Source organism: Nocardioides alcanivorans, assembly GCF_021555175.1.
In the GTDB taxonomy this organism is placed as follows: Bacteria; Actinomycetota; Actinomycetes; order Propionibacteriales; family Nocardioidaceae; genus Nocardioides; species Nocardioides alcanivorans.
On sequence record NZ_JAKGRW010000047.1, the window covers coordinates 24508 to 43019 of the forward strand.

The window sequence follows — 18512 nt, forward strand, 5'->3', positions numbered from 1 at the left end:
TCCTGAACACAGGCGGCTGGCTCGGCTCTCGGCCGATGCCAGCCGCCTGTCTGTCATCAGCTGAGTCGAGCGTTGGCCATGTCGATCTCCACCTGGTTGCCCGATCCGGGGATCAGGAGGTTGATCAGCCAGGTGTTGAGCCCACAGTTCTGGAAGTCCCCGATGGAGAACTCGCCGTGGACCGTGCCGCCCACGAAGAGATCGAAACCGCCTTCGGGCGGAGACGAGATCGGAATCGTCACCGGATTGATGGTTCGGCAGTGATTGCCGGTGATGGTCGGGAAACCGACAATCTTGATGTTCGAAAGCCGGATGTGGTAGCTCGCGACGCCATCGACGCGACTGCCCACCTGGCCAGCGCTCAGGGTGCCCGTCACCGGTGCCGCCTCAACGAACGCAACATCGGCCTTCACGGGGATGAAGCCAGCGACCTCGAACTTGGTGGTCGTGCCGGGCAAGGGCATCGAACCGGTAAAGTCTCCGGTCGCATAGTCCAACTGGGTTGTAAGCGTCGACGGGCCCAGATCAATGGACGAGTCGGTGCTCGCGATGTAAGCGGAACCGCCTGCATCATAAGTAACGTTCAGAATCGGCGCCGCCGAGGCCGACGACGGCATCATCGTTGCCGCAACTACTCCAGCGCTGGCAAGGCCAACGGCCATGCGACGTAACGTTCCACCACTTTTCTTCACAACTTCTCCTCACGATTCTCAGAGACAAGGGTCTTGCAACTGCTGCGACGATCCCGAGATTGGGGCGCTGAGAAGGTCTAGCTCCCAGCGCCCCACTCCTTCATCTAGTCGCGTGGGTTCACGGGGTGGAGATGAGGTTGATCGGGTGGTTCACCGTGATGTTGCCCTTGGTGTTACCCGAGTCGTCCTTGCCGATCTCGAAGGAGCCCTCGAAGTCGGCGGGTGAGCCGGCGGGAACGAGCTCGAAACAATCACCTTCCGTGGAGACCACGGTCAGATCACCACTGAATCCGGTCTCGGTGATGTTCAGAGTCTGGTCCGACTCGTCGAAGTTGCCGTCGGCGTAACCCTCGACGATGAAGTTGCAGCTGGTGCCCTCCTTGCCGCCCAAGGTTGCAAAGACATGCGCTCGCAGGGGGTCATTGTTCGGACCACTGACGTAGCCACTGACGATGTTCGTCAGCGCAGACGTCGGGTTGGTTCCGTCAGCATGTACTTCCCAGTCGTTCAACTGCTTGACGGTCATATCCAAACCAAATGGTCCCGTGCATCCCTTCCACTCCGTGGCCTGCCCAGGGTTGTTGGCCGGCCCGACGATGTCGGGTGCGTTTGCCAAGCTCACCTGCTTGATGACCCCGATCGGGTCGATGCCGGTTCCCGAATAGACCTCACCCTCCGCGTTGACCTCGTCGCACGACATCGGCGTGACGGTCGCGTCAGAGAGCCTCTTCACGGAGAAGTCAATCCCATTGACATCGCTGGCATAGAACAGGTGGCTGGCCGGCGCGGTCGAACCGCCGACGCTGACCGTATAGGTGTAGGGGTGCGCAAATGCTGCAGCGCCGATGGCCGCAGTGGTCACGAGTCCGCCGACGGCGACCCCGATCAGTGACTTCCTCATGGGAGTTCCCTTCTCGTTGGTATGTGACGTGATTCACGCCACGGACACATGTTGGGCGCGTCTGGTGCTTGGACGTCCAGTCCCACGTGGGGTTTCGGGACCATCTCGAGCCCAAGAAGTCGCAGAAGTTGTTATGCGCGTGACAACTTCGGCCTTCCGGCCAGTGTTTCCACGTTGGTTGGGGCACCGCCCGAAAACGGACCACCATCGCATCCCGAGACTCGGCTCGAGCGGCAGGCGACCGAAGCTGAATGCTCCGGCGCTACCGAGGACTTGTCATGTAGGTGACAAGAAACGCGACCTGTTCCACCGATGAGCCCGCGTTATCCATCAATCCGATTGTGACGCGACTCGTCGGCTGCAACTGTCGTCACATGCAACGACAGTCTGTGGTGCGGGTTCTCGCGGGGATAGCGCTACTTGCCACCGCGTTGACAGTGGTCGGCGGCTCGGCCGGAAACGCGGACGGACCTCGTCCTGGTCTTCCGAACCCACCTGAGCAGGGCGGCGCTTGGACCCCTGTCGTGCAGGGTGGCGCGGCCGAAGCCAAGAAGGCCAAGCAGTGGACGCGTGTGCCCATGCAGGTAACAACCGTCTACAACCTCACACAGTCGGTGCCGCTGCCGCCCGGTGACCCGCGGATGGACCGTAAGAAAGCTACCAACTACCTGTATCTGATGCCGGAGGCCAACGCACCCCACAACTACGGATTAACCGCGCCGTTCACTGTGCGCACCGTAGCGTTCGGCAGCATCCCCGTGACCGCGACACTACGCATGGCGCAACGTCGCGATGCTGCAGGTCTACCGATTCCGCTGGTTGTCACCAACTACGACGACTACTACCGCTCCGGGACACAGCCTCCTGACTGGCCAGCGTGGGCCGGCACCCGGTTCTATGAGGACACCGAGGTCGCCGAACAATTGGATGTGCTCGTCCAGGCGGTCATCGTCGACGGCGTCGACCTTGGACTGCGTCCCGGCTGCAAAACGGTGGAGATGGCTACCCTCGCCCTCCACGGCGCGGGTTTCATCTCCCGCGATCCCACCGTGAACGAGCTCAAGCCGTGGCTGAGCGGCCACTACGCCCCCGCTGCGGGCGGGTTGTTGTCCGGCACCGTCGACGTCCCCGCCTTCGCGAGTTGCGTCACCGAGTCCGGCGAGGACGTGTCCGCGCTGCTGACGGCCACCGTGTCGGGCCCAGACAACGGGGTGGCACTACACGCGAACAGTCCCTTCGTTCCCTGCACCCATACGAATCTGCCGCAAGTCGGCGAGTACGACGCCGCCGCGACCTGTCCCGACGCAATTCCCGGTCACGTCAACCTCCCCCGGAGCGACCCTGACCGACCACCGGCCTCAACAACAAGGAGAGAACATGTCATCGAGACTGCTAACCCGCGGCGTAGCCACCGTAGGTAGCCTCGCAGTCGCTGTCGGTCTGCTCACAGCTGGCGGAGCGCAGGCGACCACTACCCCGTCCGATGCCGGGCAGGCGCTGGCATGGGGCGTACCCGACACTTCCGATCCCACACTTTCAGCAGCGCTACTCAACACCCCGCTCGCTAAGGTGGAGTCAGGTTTTAAGCACGCAGTGTTCTTGTCTGCGTCGGGCAAGGTTTTCACAAGTACCGACAAACCCGAGTACGAGCCGCCTTCCTCCCTCATCAATCAGACGGTAGTCGACGTCTCAGTCTCCATGAGCGGATCCGTCTACGTCGCGCTCAATGACGCCGGCGAGATGACCTTTTGGGGAGCTCCAGCAACCGGCGCCGATCCCAGCGCTGTCGACGTCAGCAACCTGGTCCAGGTGAGCATGGGGGGCGGCCATGCGGTCGGCATCAAGGAAGACGGCACCGTCGTCGCCTGGGGAAACAACACATACGGACAGACCGACGTGCCAGAGGGGCTCAGCAACGTCACTAAGGTTGTAACTGGAACGCAGCACACCTACGCCCTGCGCGCCAACGGTTCTGTCGTCGCTTGGGGCGATGACACGAACAAGCAAGTCAGCCACCTCCCGACTGAGCTGACCCTTCCCGGAGCGGTGAAGGACATCGAGGCCCGGTCCGACGGCGGCCTCGCACTCCTCGCCGACGGCACTCTTGCTTCCTGGGGCAAGAGTGCGACCGTGGGTCGCGGCACAATGTATAACCAAGTACCCGCGTCGCTGGATGGCAAGATCATTACTCAGATCAGCGCAGGTGCTGACACAAACCTCGCGATCGATTCCGACGGTGCCATCACCACCTGGGGCAACAGCTTCGGAACGCCTTCGAACGTCCCGGATGGTCTAGACGGCCGTGGGGTGGCTTCAGTCTCCGTGGGGCAGGACTACGCCTTCGCCATCCAGCGCAAGGTGATGACCATCTCCGAGTCGACTGTCGCAGGCACCGCCAAGGAAGGCCAGACCCTGACCGGCACCCCGGCGAGCTTCTCGGGTGGACCCGAGATCACCTATGAGTGGCTCGCCAACGGCACCCAGATCGCCGGTGCAGACAGCACGACGCTGACGTTGAGCAAGGCCGAGGTGGGCAAGAAGATCGCCTTCCGGACGGTCGCCACCAAGGACGGCGAGGTTCTCACGTCCGACTCGACGGCAACCGCTGCAGTCGTCGCGCTGGCACCGGCCGTCAGCACGACCAAGACCCAGATCGGCAAGCCCAAGGTCAAGAACACCAAGAAGGGCAAGAAGAACGGCAAGGCCAACTTCACGGTCAAAGTGACGGGCAACAAGCCCGCCGGCAAGGTCAAGGTCGTCGTCAAGCTCGGCAAGAAGAAGGCCTTCAACAAGGCCGTGAATCTCAACAAGAAGGGCGTGGCCAAGGTCAAGCTCAAGAAGTTGAAGAAGGGCCAATACAAGATCGCCGCCAAGTACGCAGGCAACAAGGCGAACAAGAAGTCGACCGCGAAGTCGAAGTTCCGCGTGAAGTGATCACGCCAGCATGACCGCATGTGGGTGGGCGCCGTCGGCGTCCACCCACATGCAGTTCCAGCCGTTCATCCGGGAGGAATCATGGGACGTACCCGACGCAGGAGGCTGCTCGTCGCGGCCGTGACCGCAGCACTGCTCTGCGGGTTCGTGTTCAGCCTGGTCGAGTCCCGCGGCCAGCGGGCGAGCAGCGCCGGCGCAACGCCTGGTGACGACTTCGTCGTACTCGGCGACGGCTCGCTCCCCGAGGAGCGACCGCCGTTGGGCGCTCCCCGTGACCCGCTCAGTGCAGAAGAGACCGGCTATGCCATCTCCCTCGCGACCCGCAACGCGCACCTCCCACAGAAAGCCACCGACGTACTCGGAGAACCGGGTGCCGAAATCCTCAGCGCCGAGCTCCCGGCCAGCGCAGAGAGCACCGATCGCATGGCGGTCGTCCACCTCTACGACTACACCAGCAACACCGGCCTCCAGCAGACCGTCAACCTGAGCACCGGCACCGTCTTGACGCGAGCCCACCGCCGTATGCAGGCACCGATGTCGACGGCAGAAGCCAGCGTGGCAGTCCAGGTGGCCATCGAGCACCAGCCCGCCTTGGAGTTCCTCCGCGAGTTCGAGGAGGCCCAGGGCACTCCCCTGCTCTCCTCCGACCAGGTCACCGCCGTCGTCGGCACCTTCGTCCACGACGGGAGCACCCTCGGTGGCGCCTCATGTGGCAAGAACCGGTGTGCGCAATTGATGCTGCGCACACCCAGCGGGGCTTACCTGGCCACATGGGAGTTCGTGGTCGACCTGAGCCGGAAGCGGGTTCTGCTTGTCAACGAGGAGGGGTCGTGAGGCTGGCTGGGGTTGTTGGGCTCGTCGTCGTGGCGATGGTCTCGACAGGCTCGACCAACGGTGGGATCTCGACCAACGGGGTCTCGACAGGCTCGACCAACGGAGGGGTCTCGACAGGCTCGACCAACGGAGGGGTCTCGACAGGCTCGACCAACGGTGGGGTCTCGCCCGACGATCTCCCCTGCCCGGAGAGCATGATCGAGGAGAGCCTGGCGAACGGGGCGTCGTGGCGGATGTGTGCGCGGATCGACGAGACGAAGGGGCTCGTGCTCGAGAACGTCGAGTTCAAGCCACCCACGACTCGGGAGTACGCCGGCTACAAACGTGTGCTCGACCAGTTGTGGCTGGCGCAGCTCAACGTGCCCTACGACAACGGGCTGGTGCAGTACAACGACATCACCTCCTACGGCTTCGGCGGCGAGCACCTCATCCCCCAGAACGACGTCACCTGCCCCGGCGACCAGGTCGAGGTCACGCAGACCTACCTGCGCCGAGATGAGCTGGTGAGCCGCACCGTCCCGGGCATCTGCACCAGCGAGGTCGAGACCGGCCTCGCCACGCACTCACTCGAGGCCGAGGGCACCAAGGAGGCTCGGATCGCCGAACGCGGCACCGCACTCGAGGTCAGTTCACTCTCCAAGATCTCCTGGTACGAATACCAACAGAGCATCAAGCTCGACGACCAGGGCCAGCTCGACATCGGGCTGGGCGCCACCGGCGACGTCGCACCCGGTGGCCCCGGCGGCACCATGTTCTCCGCCGATCCGAGGTTCGGCTGGCCCCTCGGCGGCGCCGAAGCCCCACTCGGCGGCCACACCCACGCCGCCTCCCACTGGCACAACGCCATCTGGCGTGTCGACTTCGGGATCGACGACGCCGAGCGGCAGTACGTCCAGCAGTGGGATCACGAGAACACTGCGGAGGCCGGACTCACCCCGCGCCTCGAGGGCACCGGCGCACAGAAGGAGTCATCCTTCCATGCCGTTGCCGGCGAAGACATCGACGAGCGGAGTTGGTTCCGGGTGGTGAACCCCGGCTCCCTCAACCCGGACGGCCACCCGCGCTCCTACGAGATCGTCAACCAGAACGATCCTCACACCGACATGGAGGTCTTCACGCCGCTGGTGAGCTTCACCAACGCGCAGCCCTGCCAGGAATATGCATCGATGAACCTCAACGCCGACTGCCCGGGCCTGTCGGTCCTGGACTACGTCGCGCAGGACACTGAGGAACTCGACGATCCTGTCGCCTGGGTCAACGTCGGGTTCCACCATGTCGACCGCGACGAGGACCAGAGTCCGATGCACATGCACTGGCAACGGTTCCAGCTCGTTCCCCGCGACTTCTTCGCCCAGAAGCCCAGCACCCCGCCCGAACGACTCTGCATCAACGGCGCCGGTTGGATCGACTCCTTCGGCTCCCCCTGTGTCGCCACCAACATCGTGCCGCCGTCGATCAAGGTCGGGACCACCTCGCCCGGCACGGGCGACGCTCTCCGGGCCGACCGGGGCATCTGGAACGAGTCGAGGACTCGGTGGGCCTACTCCTACCTCTGGTATCGCGACGGCGAACCCATCCTGGTCGCCAGCGACGACCACGACCACGGAGGTGACCCCCACCTGCAGCCCGTCACCGGTGAGGACTACGTGCTTCGAGCGGAAGACCTCGGCGCCGCGATCACGGTCAGGGTGACCGCCTCGCAGATCGGCTATCCCTCCGGGACCGCGGAATCTGCGCCGCTCCTCGTCCCCGAGCCGCCGCAGACCACCCCCACCAAGGTCGCGAGCCGCATCAAGATCGCCAAGAAGAAGTTCCGCACCGGCCGACGGGGAGTCCTCGTGGTCAAGGTGACCGCCCCCGGTACGACGCCCGGCGGGCGCGTGGTCGTCAAACGGCGCGGGAAGACCATCGCTTCCGGCGCCCTTGCCGCCGGCCGGGTCAAACTGAAGGTGAAGGCCATCAAGAAGCTGGGTCGCCACCGGGTCCGTGTCGTCTATCGCGGCTCCGACCACGTGCTGCGGTCGGCGAAGCGGATCACCGTGCGGGTCCGCAAATGACCCCTTCCGCCCAATTCACCGACAGAATTTGTCACCCACATGCCAACTTTCGGCACTGATTCCCCGCCTCCCGGTGACCTCGCTTGTCGAGCACCGCGCCGAGGGCTTGAATCCAGACAGCACCGGGGCCGCTGCTGCAAGGACTCTTTGACGATCTGCATCACCAAGGTGGACCATGTGACCCACAACACACCGGAGCGCGGAGGGAAAGCCGATGGTCTGTCGTACTTGGGGGCGCGGGCTGCATGGAAACGCGTCATGAGTCATGCCCAGGCTGAGGTTTCCCAGCCATCCGATCTCAATGCACTGATCCTGGACGCGCGAACCGCCATCCCGGCCCTCGTGGCCGAGATCGTGGCCGACATCCGCGCCTCCGTCTCGGCCTACGCCGGACCAGAGGGCGGCGAACGACAACGGGTGATCGCACTTGCTGTCACCAAGGCGGCCCACCAGTTTCTCGACACCCTCGCCGGCCCGACCCCGCCCGACCCACAGGTCGCGAAGCTCTTCCAGGACATGGGGTTCGGCGAACTCCAGGAAGGCCACACCCTGGACCCGATGCGGCGGGCGCTCCGCATCGCGACCCGGCATTCGTGGCGGGTGCTGCACCGTTATGCCAGCCACCACGAGTTCAGCGCGGCCTTCCTCGGGCACGTCGGCGATGCGCTTCTCGCCTACATCGACCACCTCGATCGGGAGGTGGAGCGCGGCCACCGCTTGGCAACCGTTCGCGGGCGAGGCCACCCGGAGCGGGTCCGCGAGCACCTGATCGACGCCCTGCTGCTCGACGTACCCAACTGCGAAGCTCGCCTCACCGAGCTCAAGGCGGAGGCCAAGAGTGCCGGATGGACACTCCCAGCGGAGATCGTGGTGCTGCGCGTCAGCCACCATGGCGCCTTCCCCGAGATGGGAGTTCGACGACAGCGTCCTGGTCAGGCGGACGACCAGGCCCGCGCTGCTGATCAGCGCCAGCCGGGACGCGGAGGAGCTGGCCCGCCGCGTCAGCCGAGCGGGCCCAGGACTCCGAGGTCGCGGTGAGCTGGCCGTTGCTGCCCACGCAGGGCGCCGCCGCGGACCGGTGGGCCCGCCGTGCGCTGGAGCTTGGTCGACGCCGGCGTCATCCCGCCCGACCCCGTGATCCGCTGCCGCGACCTGCGCCACCCAGCTCTGGCTGCACGCCGAGCCGGTGCTGCGCCAGCAACTCACCCAGGAGCTCCTCACCCCGTTGCTCGCGGAGACAGCGAACTCTCGCGAGATCCTCTCCGAGACGATGCTCGCCTGGTTGGAGTCGCGCGACAGCGCGCCTGCGATCGCCAGCAAGCTCCACGTGCACCCGCAGACCGTGCGCTATCGCTGGAAACGCATCAACGAGCTCTTCGGCGACCTGCTCCACGACCCCGACTACGTGATCTCGGTGACGACGCTTCTCAAGGCAACCGTGCCGCTGTGGAAGGCGGGAGACCTCACCGACGTGCAGAGTTTCAAGGCATCCCAAGGGGCCCCATGAACGAACACGACGAGCCGCCCGTCGCCACCCTCCCCATGGGTTGGGCAACGGCGGGATGCACCGCGCTCGCCCTTCACCTCCTCTGGCTCGTGCCTGCCGTGCGGGCTTCGGCGGCAACCACCTACGGCGCCGCGGCGGCCGGAAGCGTCGTGCTGGTTGCCCTTGCCATCGCACTCCTGCGTCGCGAGAGCGTTCCCGGCCCCTTCCTACGGCGATCCTGGGCGGCGGTGCTTCTCGGAGTGGCTGTCGCCGGCACCGCATGGGCACTGCGCGACGGACCCTCGACCGCGGTCTCGACCCTCGCAGCCGCCGGTATCGCCAGCGCCCCGGGAGCCGTGCTCCTCAGTCGTCCGTTGACCTTGGCGGCGTTGCGCCAGCACGCCCAACGCCAAGGGATCGGGCTGCCGAACGGGCAACATCTGATGGCTGCCGGCGACCTCGATTCCCTGGTGCTCGACAAGCACCGCAGCGTCACCACAGGATCGATGGAGATCACCTCTGTCGAACCGATCGATGCGGAGCACCGAAACAACCTGCTCTTCTTCGCCGGCGCCCTCTCCCACTCCTCCACCGAGCCTGCAACCGCAGCGTTGGCCCGACGTACCGGCAAAGGACGGGTGACGGACTTCAAGGAGCTCGATGGCAAGGGGCTCACCGGGGCCGTCGACCGCCATCCGGTGCGGGTCGGACGACCGGATTGGCTGGGCCTCACGACCCCCGAGATACGCGGAGTCACCATGGCGGTCGAGGTCGACCACCGGACGCTGGGTGCGATCACCGTCGATGACGTGCTCCGTCCACACGCCCGGGAGCAATGCGCAGACCTCGCCGCCATGGCGCCCCTGACGCTGGTCACCGACGCCCCCGCAGGCGACGCGGCCGCGCTGGCCGAGGACGTGGGCGTTGCCCGACACATCGCCGGCTGTGGCGCCGACTGTCGACTGGACGTCGTCAAGCGGACGCAGGGCGACGGCCACCGGGTCGGCTTCATCGGCACTCGATCCGCCACCAACCTGCAGGCGTTGGAACAGTGCGACCTCGCCGTCACCGACCACCGGCCGGGCACCCCTCGGCTGGAGCACGCCGTGACGCTCGACGAGTTCGACCTCACCGGCATCGTTCGTGGGCTGTCACTGACGCGCAATGCCCGACGCCGGGTGCGTAGAGCCGACCTCGTCCCCGTCGCGCTCTCCCTCACTGGCGGAGTTGCCGGAGCCTCGGGGCTGCTCAGTGCGTACGCCGCAGCGAGTGTCGGTCTCGCGGTCTCGGTGATCGCCGCAACCTGGGTGTTCGCGGTCGCTCGTCGAAGCTGAGATCTCATTTCGGTGCCATCGCGCGACCGCATCGGCGACCCGCGACAGCCCCGAGAGGCGCCGTTCTAACGGCCATGCGACGGGTCGTACCGGTCCGTTTTTGTCTCCCCCGTGACAACTTCTGGATGCTACTTATATGTCTCGCTCCAGATCGGTTGCCGTGTCGGTCCTCGCCTGTATCAATGTATTGACGCAGGCGACCGAGACCAGCACGGAAGGGCGGTAGTCATTTGCCCCAGGGGGAGACACCGCAGGGCTCCACAGAAGAACGCCCGCAGACCTGGGTCGACGTGGTCCGAGCCGTCCGCGAGGCCCTGACGCCGGCCGAACGCGACTCAGTGGTGGCAGCAGCGCGGTTCAGACTCGCAGCGATGTCGGCACGTGCGACGGGCGACGTGCTCGCACAACTCGACACCACTCCTGGACCAGTGGCCCTGGACGCGATCGAGGGTGCCGTCGTGGCCGTGCCCCAGCAGTTCCTCGCGGCCCTGGCCGACAGCGAGGTCACGCACGGGGCAGCCGTCACCCGGTTCCTGGATCTGAACCTCTTCGATCGGTCCGACGACGGCAGTGACCTGCGAAGATCGCTGCGCACGATCGGCCGTCACACCTGGCGGCTTCTCTATCTCGCGTCCGCCGACGTCCTCGACACGGCACCCCTGGGTCTCCTCGGCGAGGCACTGTTGAGTTACCTCGGTGACCTCGACCGGCGAGCAGCGCGCAGTCTCCAGACCGACGACAAGCTCACCGACTACGACCACCTCATCGAAGCGCTGCTGACGGACGAACCTGATTCCGAAGCCCGGATGGAGGAGCTCGCTGCCGACTCGCTCGGCGTCGACTGGACGCTGCCCACCTCCATCGTCGTGATGCGGGTGAAGTATCACGGCACGCTCCCGACGTTGCGGACCACCCACGACATCCTGATCCAGGATCTCGGCAATCCAGCACTCGTCATCTGTGACGCCGAGGTGGCCGCGGAGGTCGCGGCACAGATCAAGCAGGCAGCGCCCGGGCTGCGGGTCGCGATCAGTTTGCCCATGCCACCGACCCAGGCCGCTGCCGCAGATCGGTGGGCCCTCCGTGCGTTGGCCCTGGTCGACGCCGGCGTGATCCCGCCCCACCCGATCGTCCGCTGCCGAGATCACGTCACGCACCTGTGGCTGCACGCCGAGCCGATGCTGCGACGCCAGCTGACCCAGGAGCTCCTCACACCACTGCTCGCCGAGAGCTCCAACTCGCGCGAGATCCTCTCCGAGACGATGCTCGCCTGGCTGGAGTCGCGCGACAGCGCCCCGCGATCGCAGACCGACTCCGGGTCCACCCCCAGACCGTGCGCTATCGCTGGCGCAGGATCAACGAGCTCTTCGGCGACCTGCTCCACGATCCCGAGTTCGTGGTCACCGTGACCATCCTCCTCAAGGCGACCGTGCCGATGTGGAAGGCCGGGGACCTGAGTGACGTGGCCATCTACAAGGCGGCGCAAGCCTGACAAGAACTCATCACCCAGATGACAAGTTCTCCAACCATTCAACTCATCCCCACATAAGGTCTTGTAGTGAGACACCGTTGGGTGGCTCACTAGAGGGATGGAAGAGCACGTGCGCAGATCAAAACCCCGGGGAGACCGCGTCAAGGGACTGGTACGGCTGCGAGGCGCCGCCGTACTTGCGGTCGTGCCACTGGCAGCACTGACCTATGCCGCGCCACTCAGCCTCTCCCCCGCGCCCCTTCCCAGCACGGCCGCCCACGCCGAGCAGCCGGTGCCCGACCCGGACACACCGGCCGCACCGACGAACTCCGCCTTCGAGGCCCGGACCGCGCCCGCCGCCTTCCGCTCCGCGGCCCCCACCTCCGACCTCCCCGGCAGCGCCTATGCCGCCTACCAGCGAGCTGAGGCAGTCATCAACGCCTCGTCGACCGGCTGCAACCTCCCGTGGGAGCTGCTTGCAGCCGTCGGCCAGGTCGAGACCGACCACGGGCGACGTACGCCGCCGAAGGTCACCCCCACCGCCGACTCCGACGGCGGCCTGTACGACGGCAGCGCGGCGGGCGACATCCCCGTCGGCCCACTGCAGCTCACCCCTCAGGCCTGGGCAGCTGTCGGTGTCGACGCGGACGGTGACGGCAACCGGGATGCCGAAGACATCGATGACGCAGCACTCGGACTCGCCGTACTGCTCTGCAGCGCCAAGGAGGACCTCGCCACGCAGGCGGGTCAGCGTGCGGCCCTGAGCCAGCACAACCAGGACCCGGGCTACCTCGACCTCGTGCTGCGACTGGCCGATGCCTACACCCTGCCGGTCAGCATCTCTGCACGGATGGCGACACCGACGATGGTCTCTCCCAAGGCCGAGCAGGCCAAGGTCAAGAGCCGCGCCAACGGCAAGTCCGGCGGCGGCAACAGCTCCTTCGAGGCGAAGATCCCGGGTGGGGGCGGCGCGGTGGCGAGTGCACTCGATTCCACCCCGAAGCCCACGACTCCCCCACCGACGAGCCGACCGACCCCCAGGCGCCCACCCAGCCGGAGACACCTCCGACCGGCGAGCCCACGCCGGACGAGCCGGGCACGGAGGAGCCGGGCACGGAAACGCCCACGGAGCCCGGCACGGAAGAGCCGACTGAGCCCACCGACCCGTGCGTGACGCCCGACGACGCGGCAACCGAGCCGGAGGAGGAGCTCACCGAGGGTTCATCCAGCGAGGACGCGGCGTCGGGCACCGATGACTCCGAGGAGACCGACGAGGAGTCGGAGTGCACCCCCGAAGGCGACCCCGGCGCTGACCCTGACGCCGCTGACCCGACGACCACAGCCAGTCGAGAAGCCTCCGACTGAGCTGTCGATCGGTCGGCTCAGCGAAGGGACGGCAGTTTCGGGTCCTTTAGCCAGTCCGGCGCCTCGGGGAGGTCCGGAAGCAGGTCGGCGATGTAGCCCTTGCCGCATGACTTCGTGACCCACCACGTGAACGAGCGCAGGTCGGCCCGCTCCTGCTTGTCGAGGTCGCGATAGAGCCGCACGGAGTCGCTGACCGAACCGAGCTCGCTCGCGTGGTCGAGCAGCACCTGCAGGCCCTGCTTCGCATCGCCGTCGAGGTCCTCCGGAAGGCCGCGCTGCAGGATCGTGAACGCCGCCCTGGTGCGTGCGGCACCGTCGTCCCCGGTGACATCGCGGACCAGCTCACAGAACTCGGAGGTGGTCACCGGCTCGGGCGGAGGAGCCGGAGTCGGCGTGGGAGCACCAAGCCCCTCACCGCTCGAACTCGCCACCGGCGTCGGGGTCGCCCCATCGTCAGGCGTCCCATCGTCCCCGGAGCAGGCGCTCAGCACCAGCACCCCAGCGAGCACCCAACCCACGACCCCACGCATGAGAACGAGGATAGAGCGGCTGTCGAAACCCGGCCCGCTCGGCTCGGCTCGGCTCGGCTCAGGAGATCTTCTCAAGAGACAACGTCGCACTGAGATTCGTCGGGGTCGGGCTGGCGCCCTCTGACCGCAACGACACCCGGTCGCCAGCGGCGAAGTGACGGATCCCGGAACAGTCGACCGCCGCACCGTCGACCAGCACCTTCGGGGTCAGGACCAAGCCTTGCGCCAGAAATACAGCGATGCGGTGGGCCCGGTGCAGTGCACCGAACCCACCGCATCACCGGTGGTTCTCTTGAAAGGAGCGTGGACTCAGAAGTCCATGCCGCCCATGCCGCCCATGCCACCGGTCGGGTCGCCCATCGGGGCAGCCTTCTCCGGCTTGTCGGCGATGACGGCCTCGGTGGTGAGGAAGAGCGCCGCGATGGAAGCAGCGTTCTGAAGGGCCGAACGGGTCACCTTGGCGGGGTCGATGATGCCGGAGGCGATCATGTCGACGTACTCACCGGTGGCCGCGTTGAGACCGTGACCGGCCTCCAGGTTGCGGACCTTCTCCGACACAACGCCACCCTCGAGGCCGGCGTTGACGGCGATCTGCTTCAGCGGAGCCTCGGTCGCCTTGCGGACGATCTCGGCACCGGTGGCCTCGTCACCCTCGAGCTCGAGCTTGTCGAACGCGTTGGCAGCGGCCTGCACGAGCGCCACGCCACCGCCGGCGACGATGCCCTCTTCGACGGCAGCCTTCGCGTTGCGAACGGCGTCCTCGATGCGGTGCTTGCGCTCCTTGAGCTCGACCTCGGTGGCCGCGCCGACCTTGATGACCGCAACGCCGCCGGCCAGCTTGGCCAAGCGCTCCTGCAGCTTCTCGCGGTCGTAGTCGGAGTCCGACTTCTCGATCTCGGCACGGATCTGGTTGACCCGACCCTCGATCTGGGCCTGGTCGCCGGCACCCTCGACGATGGTGGTCTCGTCCTTGGTGATGACGACCTTGCGGGCCTGACCGAGCAGCTCGAGACCAGCGGTCTCCAGCTTGAGGCCGACCTCTTCGGAGATGACCTGGCCGCCGGTGAGGATCGCGATGTCCTGCAGCATGGCCTTGCGGCGGTCACCGAAGCCCGGAGCCTTGACGGCGGCGGACTTGAAGGTGCCCTTGATCTTGTTGACCACGAGGGTGGACAGCGCTTCGCCGTCGACGTCCTCGGAGAGGATCAGCAGCGGCTTGCCCGACTGCATGACCTTCTCGAGCAGCGGCAGGACGTCCTTGACGCTCGAGATCTTCGAGTTGGCGATGAGGATGTAGGGGTCCTCCAGGACCGCTTCCATCCGCTCGAGGTCGGTGGCGAAGTAGGCCGAGATGTAGCCCTTGTCGAAGCGCATCCCCTCGGTCAGCTCGAGATCCAGCCCGAAGGTGTTGGACTCCTCGACGGTGATGACGCCTTCCTTGCCGACCTTGTCCATCGCCTCGGCGATGATCTCGCCGACGGTGGTGTCAGCAGCGGAGATGCTCGCGGTGGACGCGATCTGCTCCTTGGTCTCGACGTCCTTGGCCATGCCGAGCAGCTGCTCGGACACGGCGGAGACGGCGGCCTCGATGCCGCGCTTGAGACCCATCGGGTTGGCGCCGGCGGCCACGTTGCGCAGGCCCTCACGGACCATCGCCTGGGCCAGCACGGTGGCGGTGGTGGTGCCGTCGCCCGCGACGTCGTCAGTCTTCTTGGCAACTTCCTTGACGAGCTCGGCGCCGATCTTCTCGTACGGGTCCTCGAGCTCGATCTCCTTGGCAATCGACACACCGTCGTTGGTGATCGTGGGGCGCCCCACTTCTTCTCCAGGACGACGTTGCGACCCTTGGGACCAAGGGTGACCTTGACCGCGTCGGCGAGGGTGTTCATACCCCGCTCGAGGCCGCGGCGGGCCTCCTCGTTGAAAGCAATCAGCTTCGGCATGACTCCTGCGATTCCTCACGCTTCAGAGTTCGTGGACGGCCCGGTTCGCTGCCCGCGACGGCCGATCTGGCTGACCCGGCAGACCCTTCCCGCCGACGCTTCAGACCTCAACTCACCGGTCCGTGTGTTTGTCACTCTCATAGCGAGAGTGCCAACCCCATGTTTAGCACTCGCATGGTGAGAGTGCAAGACCGCTCAGCGCCTCCAAGCCGGTCCAGACCACCACGCCGGGCGCTGTCCATCGCCGACTGCTTGCACTACGCATGCCATGTCCGGGGCAGGGGTCGGCCCCGTGCACGCACGGGGCCGTTCGCTTCCCACGACTCACACGTCGCGGCGTACTGCCGTCGAGAAGATCACGATGCCGGGAGCTGAGCGACGACCATGTCGGCGAAGACCGCCGCGTTGCCGGGCAGGTGGTCGAGATACAGACCCGGCTCGGTCAGCTCGAGCTCGCTCACGGCAAGGCTGCCGTCGGGCAGCCGCATCTGGTCGACCCGGGCGTAGGGGAGCCGGCAACCGAGCAGCTCCTCGGCGGCGCGGACCGCGGCCAGCGCGAGGGTCCCGTGGCCGGCCGTCACCTCCGCGACGACGGTGTGGCCGCCGTACTCCTCGTGCACCCGGATGTCGCCGCGCGCCGGCATTTTGCGGGCGGCCGAGACGACCTTGCCGTCCAGCACGTAGACGGACCACTCCCCCTCGGTGTGGATCGACTCCACGAGCGGCTGCACGAGCCACGGACCGATCTGGAGCGCGGACTCGTCGATGCCTTCGGGGCCGCCCTCCTCGAGATCGAAGACCACCACCCCACGACCACCGGCACCGGTGCGCGGCTTGACCACGGCCCGGCCGAACTCGGCGATCGCTGCGGGCAGTCCCTCCTCACCTTCGACCACGACCGTGGGTACGACGGACACGCCGGCCCGGTCGAGCTCGCGGATGTAGGCCTTGTCGGTGTTCCACTCGAAGACCCGGGAACCGTTGAGCACCGTGGCGCCCTCCGCCTCGACGCGACGTGCCCAGGCCAGGAACTCGGGCAGCCTGGAGTCGTAGTCCCACGTCGAGCGCACGGCGACCAGATCAGCCGCGACCCAGTCGACGTCCGGGTCGTCCCACGCGACCCAACGCGCCGTCACGCCGCGCTGAGCCAGGGCATCCACGAGCAGCCACCCACGGGGCTCACCATCGGGCAGGGCACCACACGTCACCAGGAGGATCTCGCTCACCCCGCTGAGCCTACTGGGCCTCCCCGGGCGGAGGCGTCCAGACGTTCTTGCAGGTTCGCTGGAGCCAACTGAAGGTTCGCGTCAGCTCACGCGGTCCCAGCCGCGACGGGGGCGGTGGGAGCCGAGCTGGCCGGTCTCGCTCTCGTCGCGAGAGCGATAGACGATGTAGGGGCGGGTGAGGTAGCCGAGTGGGGCGCTGAAGACGTGCACCAGCCGGGTGAAGGGCCACAGCGCGAAGAGCAGCATCGCCGCCATCCCGTGGGCCTGGAAGCCGAGCGGGGCATCGGCCATCAGCTCCGGGTGCGTGTCGAAGCGGAAGATCCCGCGGAACCACACCGAGACTCCGGCGCGGTAGTCGTAGTGGCCGTTGATCTCCATCACGGTCACCGTGATCGTGGTCCAGAAGCCCAGCAGCATGACCAGCCCGAGCACCGCATACATGACCTTGTCCATCGCGGTGGTGGCGGAGAAGACCGGGCCGACCGTACGACGCCGATAGATCAGGATGACGAGCCCGACGACCGCAGCGATCCCCGCAACCATGCCGCCGAAGACCGCCACCGTGTGATAGAGCCCGTCGGAGATGTTCACCGCCCGGGTCCACGAGCGCGGCACCCCGAGTCCCATGACGTGCCCGAGGAAGACCCCCAGGATCCCGAAGTGGAACAACGGACTGCCCAGGCGCAGCAGCTTGGACTCGTAGAGCTGTGAGGAGCGCGTGGTCCATCCGAACTTGTCGTAGCGATAGCGCCACACGTGGCCCAGCACGAAGGTCGTCAGGCAGACGTAGGGCACCACGATCCACAAGAAGGTGTCCATCACGAACTCCTCGTCTCGACGTTGCTCGACGACCGCACGGGGATCCTCGGCATCGGCAGGTCCACCGGTCCCGATGCCTCCGCCAGCGCGGCGTCGAAGGCTGGGGTCCCGTAGGGCGTCAGGCCGACCTCCTCGGCCGGCGGCCCCTCCGCGGCGAGCCGGTGCACCGCCTGCTCCTCGTCACCTCGCAGCGTGGGCAGGGTCGCGGTCACGGCCTGCACCGCTCCGGCCCATGGTGAGCCCGACTCGACCAGGGAGAGCCGCAGCAGCTCCACCCCGGCGCGGTGGTCGAGCAGCAACTGCCGACCCACCGCCAGGTCTGCGGTCGCGCCGAACTCCAGCACCACGCACAGGTGGTCGGGCAGCTCCTCGTCACTCAGCTCGAGTCCGGCCGCCAGGTAGGCCTGCTTGAACCTCAGCAACGCCATCCCCGCTTGCGGGTGTCACCGTGCAGGAAGTAGGTGAGGAAGAGGTTGTGCCGCCGCCGGGTGTCGAAGGTGTCGACGTAGTCGGCCTGCAGGTCGGTGAGCGGGGTGCGGTCGAGGTGGCCGAGCACCCGGGCCAGCGGCTCCCCCAGCTCACGTGGCAGCTGCGGCACCACCCGACGTACGCCGGTGAGGTCGGTCTGGCCCGGGTAGTCCAGCAGCAGCGAGGCGCACTGCCAAGCGGCCGCGACCGCCTGGTCGTCGGGGGTGCGCCGCCGGCGGATCACGATCCCACCCGCGGCTGGCCGTCGGGCCGGTCGTCGGGGGCCGGCGGGAACAATCCGTCGGGCACGCCCTTGCCGTCCCAGTTCAGCAGGTTGACCCGTCCGGAGAGGTCACCGCTCACGTCGTCCGCGGTCTGCCTGTCGCGGAGCACTGCGAAGTTCTCCACCGCGATCGGCACCGACTGCGCTCCCGACCCCTCGCCGAAGGGTC

Annotated in this window: 19 protein-coding genes and 1 pseudogene; 11 read left to right on the top strand and 9 right to left on the bottom strand. The window is 66.7% G+C overall.

The window, feature by feature from the left end; genetic code table 11:
• Nucleotides 1-56: 56 nt before the first annotated feature.
• A complete protein-coding gene (locus L1066_RS20290; protein WP_235738002.1) occupies nucleotides 57-692 on the bottom strand; it encodes a hypothetical protein in 636 nt (211 codons plus the stop codon).
• A 118-nt stretch (nucleotides 693-810) separates the two neighbouring features.
• Nucleotides 811-1554, bottom strand: a complete 744-nt coding sequence (locus tag L1066_RS20295) for a hypothetical protein (protein ID WP_235738003.1) — start codon at nucleotides 1552-1554, stop codon at nucleotides 811-813.
• Nucleotides 1555-2117: 563 nt separating this feature from the next.
• Here L1066_RS20295 and L1066_RS20300 point away from each other — a divergent pair.
• From L1066_RS20300 to L1066_RS20345, 11 genes are all read left to right on the top strand, one after another.
• Nucleotides 2118-3014 (top strand): hypothetical protein, encoded by an 897-nt coding sequence (locus tag L1066_RS20300; protein WP_235738004.1) that lies wholly within the window; start codon nucleotides 2118-2120, stop codon nucleotides 3012-3014.
• Nucleotides 2971-4527, top strand: a complete 1557-nt coding sequence (locus L1066_RS20305; protein WP_235738005.1) for an Ig-like domain repeat protein — start codon at nucleotides 2971-2973, stop codon at nucleotides 4525-4527. Before L1066_RS20300 ends, L1066_RS20305 begins: the two co-directional genes overlap by 44 nt.
• An 81-nt stretch (nucleotides 4528-4608) precedes the next feature.
• Nucleotides 4609-5361 (top strand): hypothetical protein, encoded by a 753-nt coding sequence (locus L1066_RS20310; protein WP_235738006.1) that lies wholly within the window; start codon nucleotides 4609-4611, stop codon nucleotides 5359-5361.
• The gene (locus L1066_RS20315; protein ID WP_235738007.1) at nucleotides 5358-7418 is read left to right on the top strand and encodes a copper amine oxidase; all 2061 of its coding nucleotides are present in this window, start codon (nucleotides 5358-5360) and stop codon (nucleotides 7416-7418) included. The genes L1066_RS20310 and L1066_RS20315 overlap by 4 nt, the downstream gene beginning before the upstream one ends.
• A gap of 258 nt (nucleotides 7419-7676) precedes the next feature.
• Nucleotides 7677-8456: a PucR-like N-terminal domain-containing protein gene (locus tag L1066_RS20320; RefSeq protein ID WP_235738008.1), complete on the top strand. Its 780-nt coding sequence runs from the start codon at nucleotides 7677-7679 to the stop codon at nucleotides 8454-8456.
• Nucleotides 8457-8604: 148 nt separating this feature from the next.
• The gene (locus L1066_RS20325) at nucleotides 8605-8925 is read left to right on the top strand and encodes a PucR family transcriptional regulator (RefSeq protein WP_235738009.1); all 321 of its coding nucleotides are present in this window, start codon (nucleotides 8605-8607) and stop codon (nucleotides 8923-8925) included.
• A complete protein-coding gene (locus L1066_RS20330; protein WP_235738010.1) occupies nucleotides 8922-10238 on the top strand; it encodes a hypothetical protein in 1317 nt (438 codons plus the stop codon). The genes L1066_RS20325 and L1066_RS20330 overlap by 4 nt, the downstream gene beginning before the upstream one ends.
• A 371-nt stretch (nucleotides 10239-10609) precedes the next feature.
• Nucleotides 10610-11647: a hypothetical protein gene (locus L1066_RS20335; protein ID WP_235738011.1), complete on the top strand. Its 1038-nt coding sequence runs from the start codon at nucleotides 10610-10612 to the stop codon at nucleotides 11645-11647.
• A complete protein-coding gene (locus tag L1066_RS28910) occupies nucleotides 11572-11730 on the top strand; it encodes a hypothetical protein (RefSeq protein ID WP_376707709.1) in 159 nt (52 codons plus the stop codon). The genes L1066_RS20335 and L1066_RS28910 overlap by 76 nt, the downstream gene beginning before the upstream one ends.
• Nucleotides 11731-11827: 97 nt before the next feature.
• Complete coding sequence (locus L1066_RS20340) at nucleotides 11828-12883, top strand: lysozyme family protein (protein ID WP_235738012.1); 1056 nt, start codon at nucleotides 11828-11830, stop codon at nucleotides 12881-12883.
• Entirely contained in the window at nucleotides 12880-13074 is a 195-nt protein-coding gene (locus L1066_RS20345) for a hypothetical protein (RefSeq protein WP_235738013.1), read from the top strand. The genes L1066_RS20340 and L1066_RS20345 overlap by 4 nt, the downstream gene beginning before the upstream one ends.
• A 17-nt stretch (nucleotides 13075-13091) precedes the next feature.
• On the opposite strand, the gene L1066_RS20350 is transcribed toward L1066_RS20345, so the two are convergent.
• The 7 genes and pseudogenes from L1066_RS20350 to L1066_RS28040 form a co-directional block, all read right to left on the bottom strand.
• Nucleotides 13092-13604 (bottom strand): hypothetical protein, encoded by a 513-nt coding sequence (locus L1066_RS20350; protein ID WP_235738014.1) that lies wholly within the window; start codon nucleotides 13602-13604, stop codon nucleotides 13092-13094.
• A 309-nt stretch (nucleotides 13605-13913) separates the two neighbouring features.
• Nucleotides 13914-15547: pseudogene (groL, locus tag L1066_RS20355) on the bottom strand (chaperonin GroEL).
• A gap of 356 nt (nucleotides 15548-15903) precedes the next feature.
• Nucleotides 15904-16773: an ATP-grasp domain-containing protein gene (locus tag L1066_RS26175; RefSeq protein WP_235738015.1), complete on the bottom strand. Its 870-nt coding sequence runs from the start codon at nucleotides 16771-16773 to the stop codon at nucleotides 15904-15906.
• A gap of 81 nt (nucleotides 16774-16854) precedes the next feature.
• The gene (narI, locus tag L1066_RS20365; protein WP_235738016.1) at nucleotides 16855-17592 is read right to left on the bottom strand and encodes a respiratory nitrate reductase subunit gamma; all 738 of its coding nucleotides are present in this window, start codon (nucleotides 17590-17592) and stop codon (nucleotides 16855-16857) included.
• Complete coding sequence (locus L1066_RS20370) at nucleotides 17592-18020, bottom strand: nitrate reductase molybdenum cofactor assembly chaperone (RefSeq protein ID WP_235738017.1); 429 nt, start codon at nucleotides 18018-18020, stop codon at nucleotides 17592-17594. Before L1066_RS20370 ends, narI begins: the two co-directional genes overlap by 1 nt.
• Complete coding sequence (locus L1066_RS20375) at nucleotides 18008-18304, bottom strand: nitrate reductase molybdenum cofactor assembly chaperone (RefSeq protein WP_235738018.1); 297 nt, start codon at nucleotides 18302-18304, stop codon at nucleotides 18008-18010. Before L1066_RS20375 ends, L1066_RS20370 begins: the two co-directional genes overlap by 13 nt.
• Nucleotides 18301-18423 (bottom strand): hypothetical protein, encoded by a 123-nt coding sequence (locus L1066_RS28040; RefSeq protein ID WP_312008388.1) that lies wholly within the window; start codon nucleotides 18421-18423, stop codon nucleotides 18301-18303. The genes L1066_RS20375 and L1066_RS28040 overlap by 4 nt, the downstream gene beginning before the upstream one ends.
• Nucleotides 18424-18512: the final 89 nt, after the last annotated feature.

Excerpts from the sequence above, each read along its gene's own strand:
- L1066_RS20305 (WP_235738005.1), top strand. The coding sequence starts at position 2,971 with ATGTCATCGAGACTGCTAACCCGCGGCGTAGCCACCGTAGGTAGCCTC.
- L1066_RS20310 (WP_235738006.1), top strand. The coding sequence starts at position 4,609 with ATGGGACGTACCCGACGCAGGAGGCTGCTCGTCGCGGCCGTGACCGCA.
- L1066_RS20350 (WP_235738014.1), bottom strand. The coding sequence starts at position 13,604 with ATGCGTGGGGTCGTGGGTTGGGTGCTCGCTGGGGTGCTGGTGCTGAGC.
- L1066_RS20330 (WP_235738010.1), top strand. The coding sequence starts at position 8,922 with ATGAACGAACACGACGAGCCGCCCGTCGCCACCCTCCCCATGGGTTGG.
- L1066_RS20370 (WP_235738017.1), bottom strand. The coding sequence starts at position 18,020 with ATGGCGTTGCTGAGGTTCAAGCAGGCCTACCTGGCGGCCGGACTCGAG.
- L1066_RS20320 (WP_235738008.1), top strand. The coding sequence starts at position 7,677 with ATGAGTCATGCCCAGGCTGAGGTTTCCCAGCCATCCGATCTCAATGCA.
- L1066_RS20335 (WP_235738011.1), top strand. The coding sequence starts at position 10,610 with ATGTCGGCACGTGCGACGGGCGACGTGCTCGCACAACTCGACACCACT.
- L1066_RS20340 (WP_235738012.1), top strand. The coding sequence starts at position 11,828 with ATGGAAGAGCACGTGCGCAGATCAAAACCCCGGGGAGACCGCGTCAAG.
- narI (WP_235738016.1), bottom strand. The coding sequence starts at position 17,592 with ATGGACACCTTCTTGTGGATCGTGGTGCCCTACGTCTGCCTGACGACC.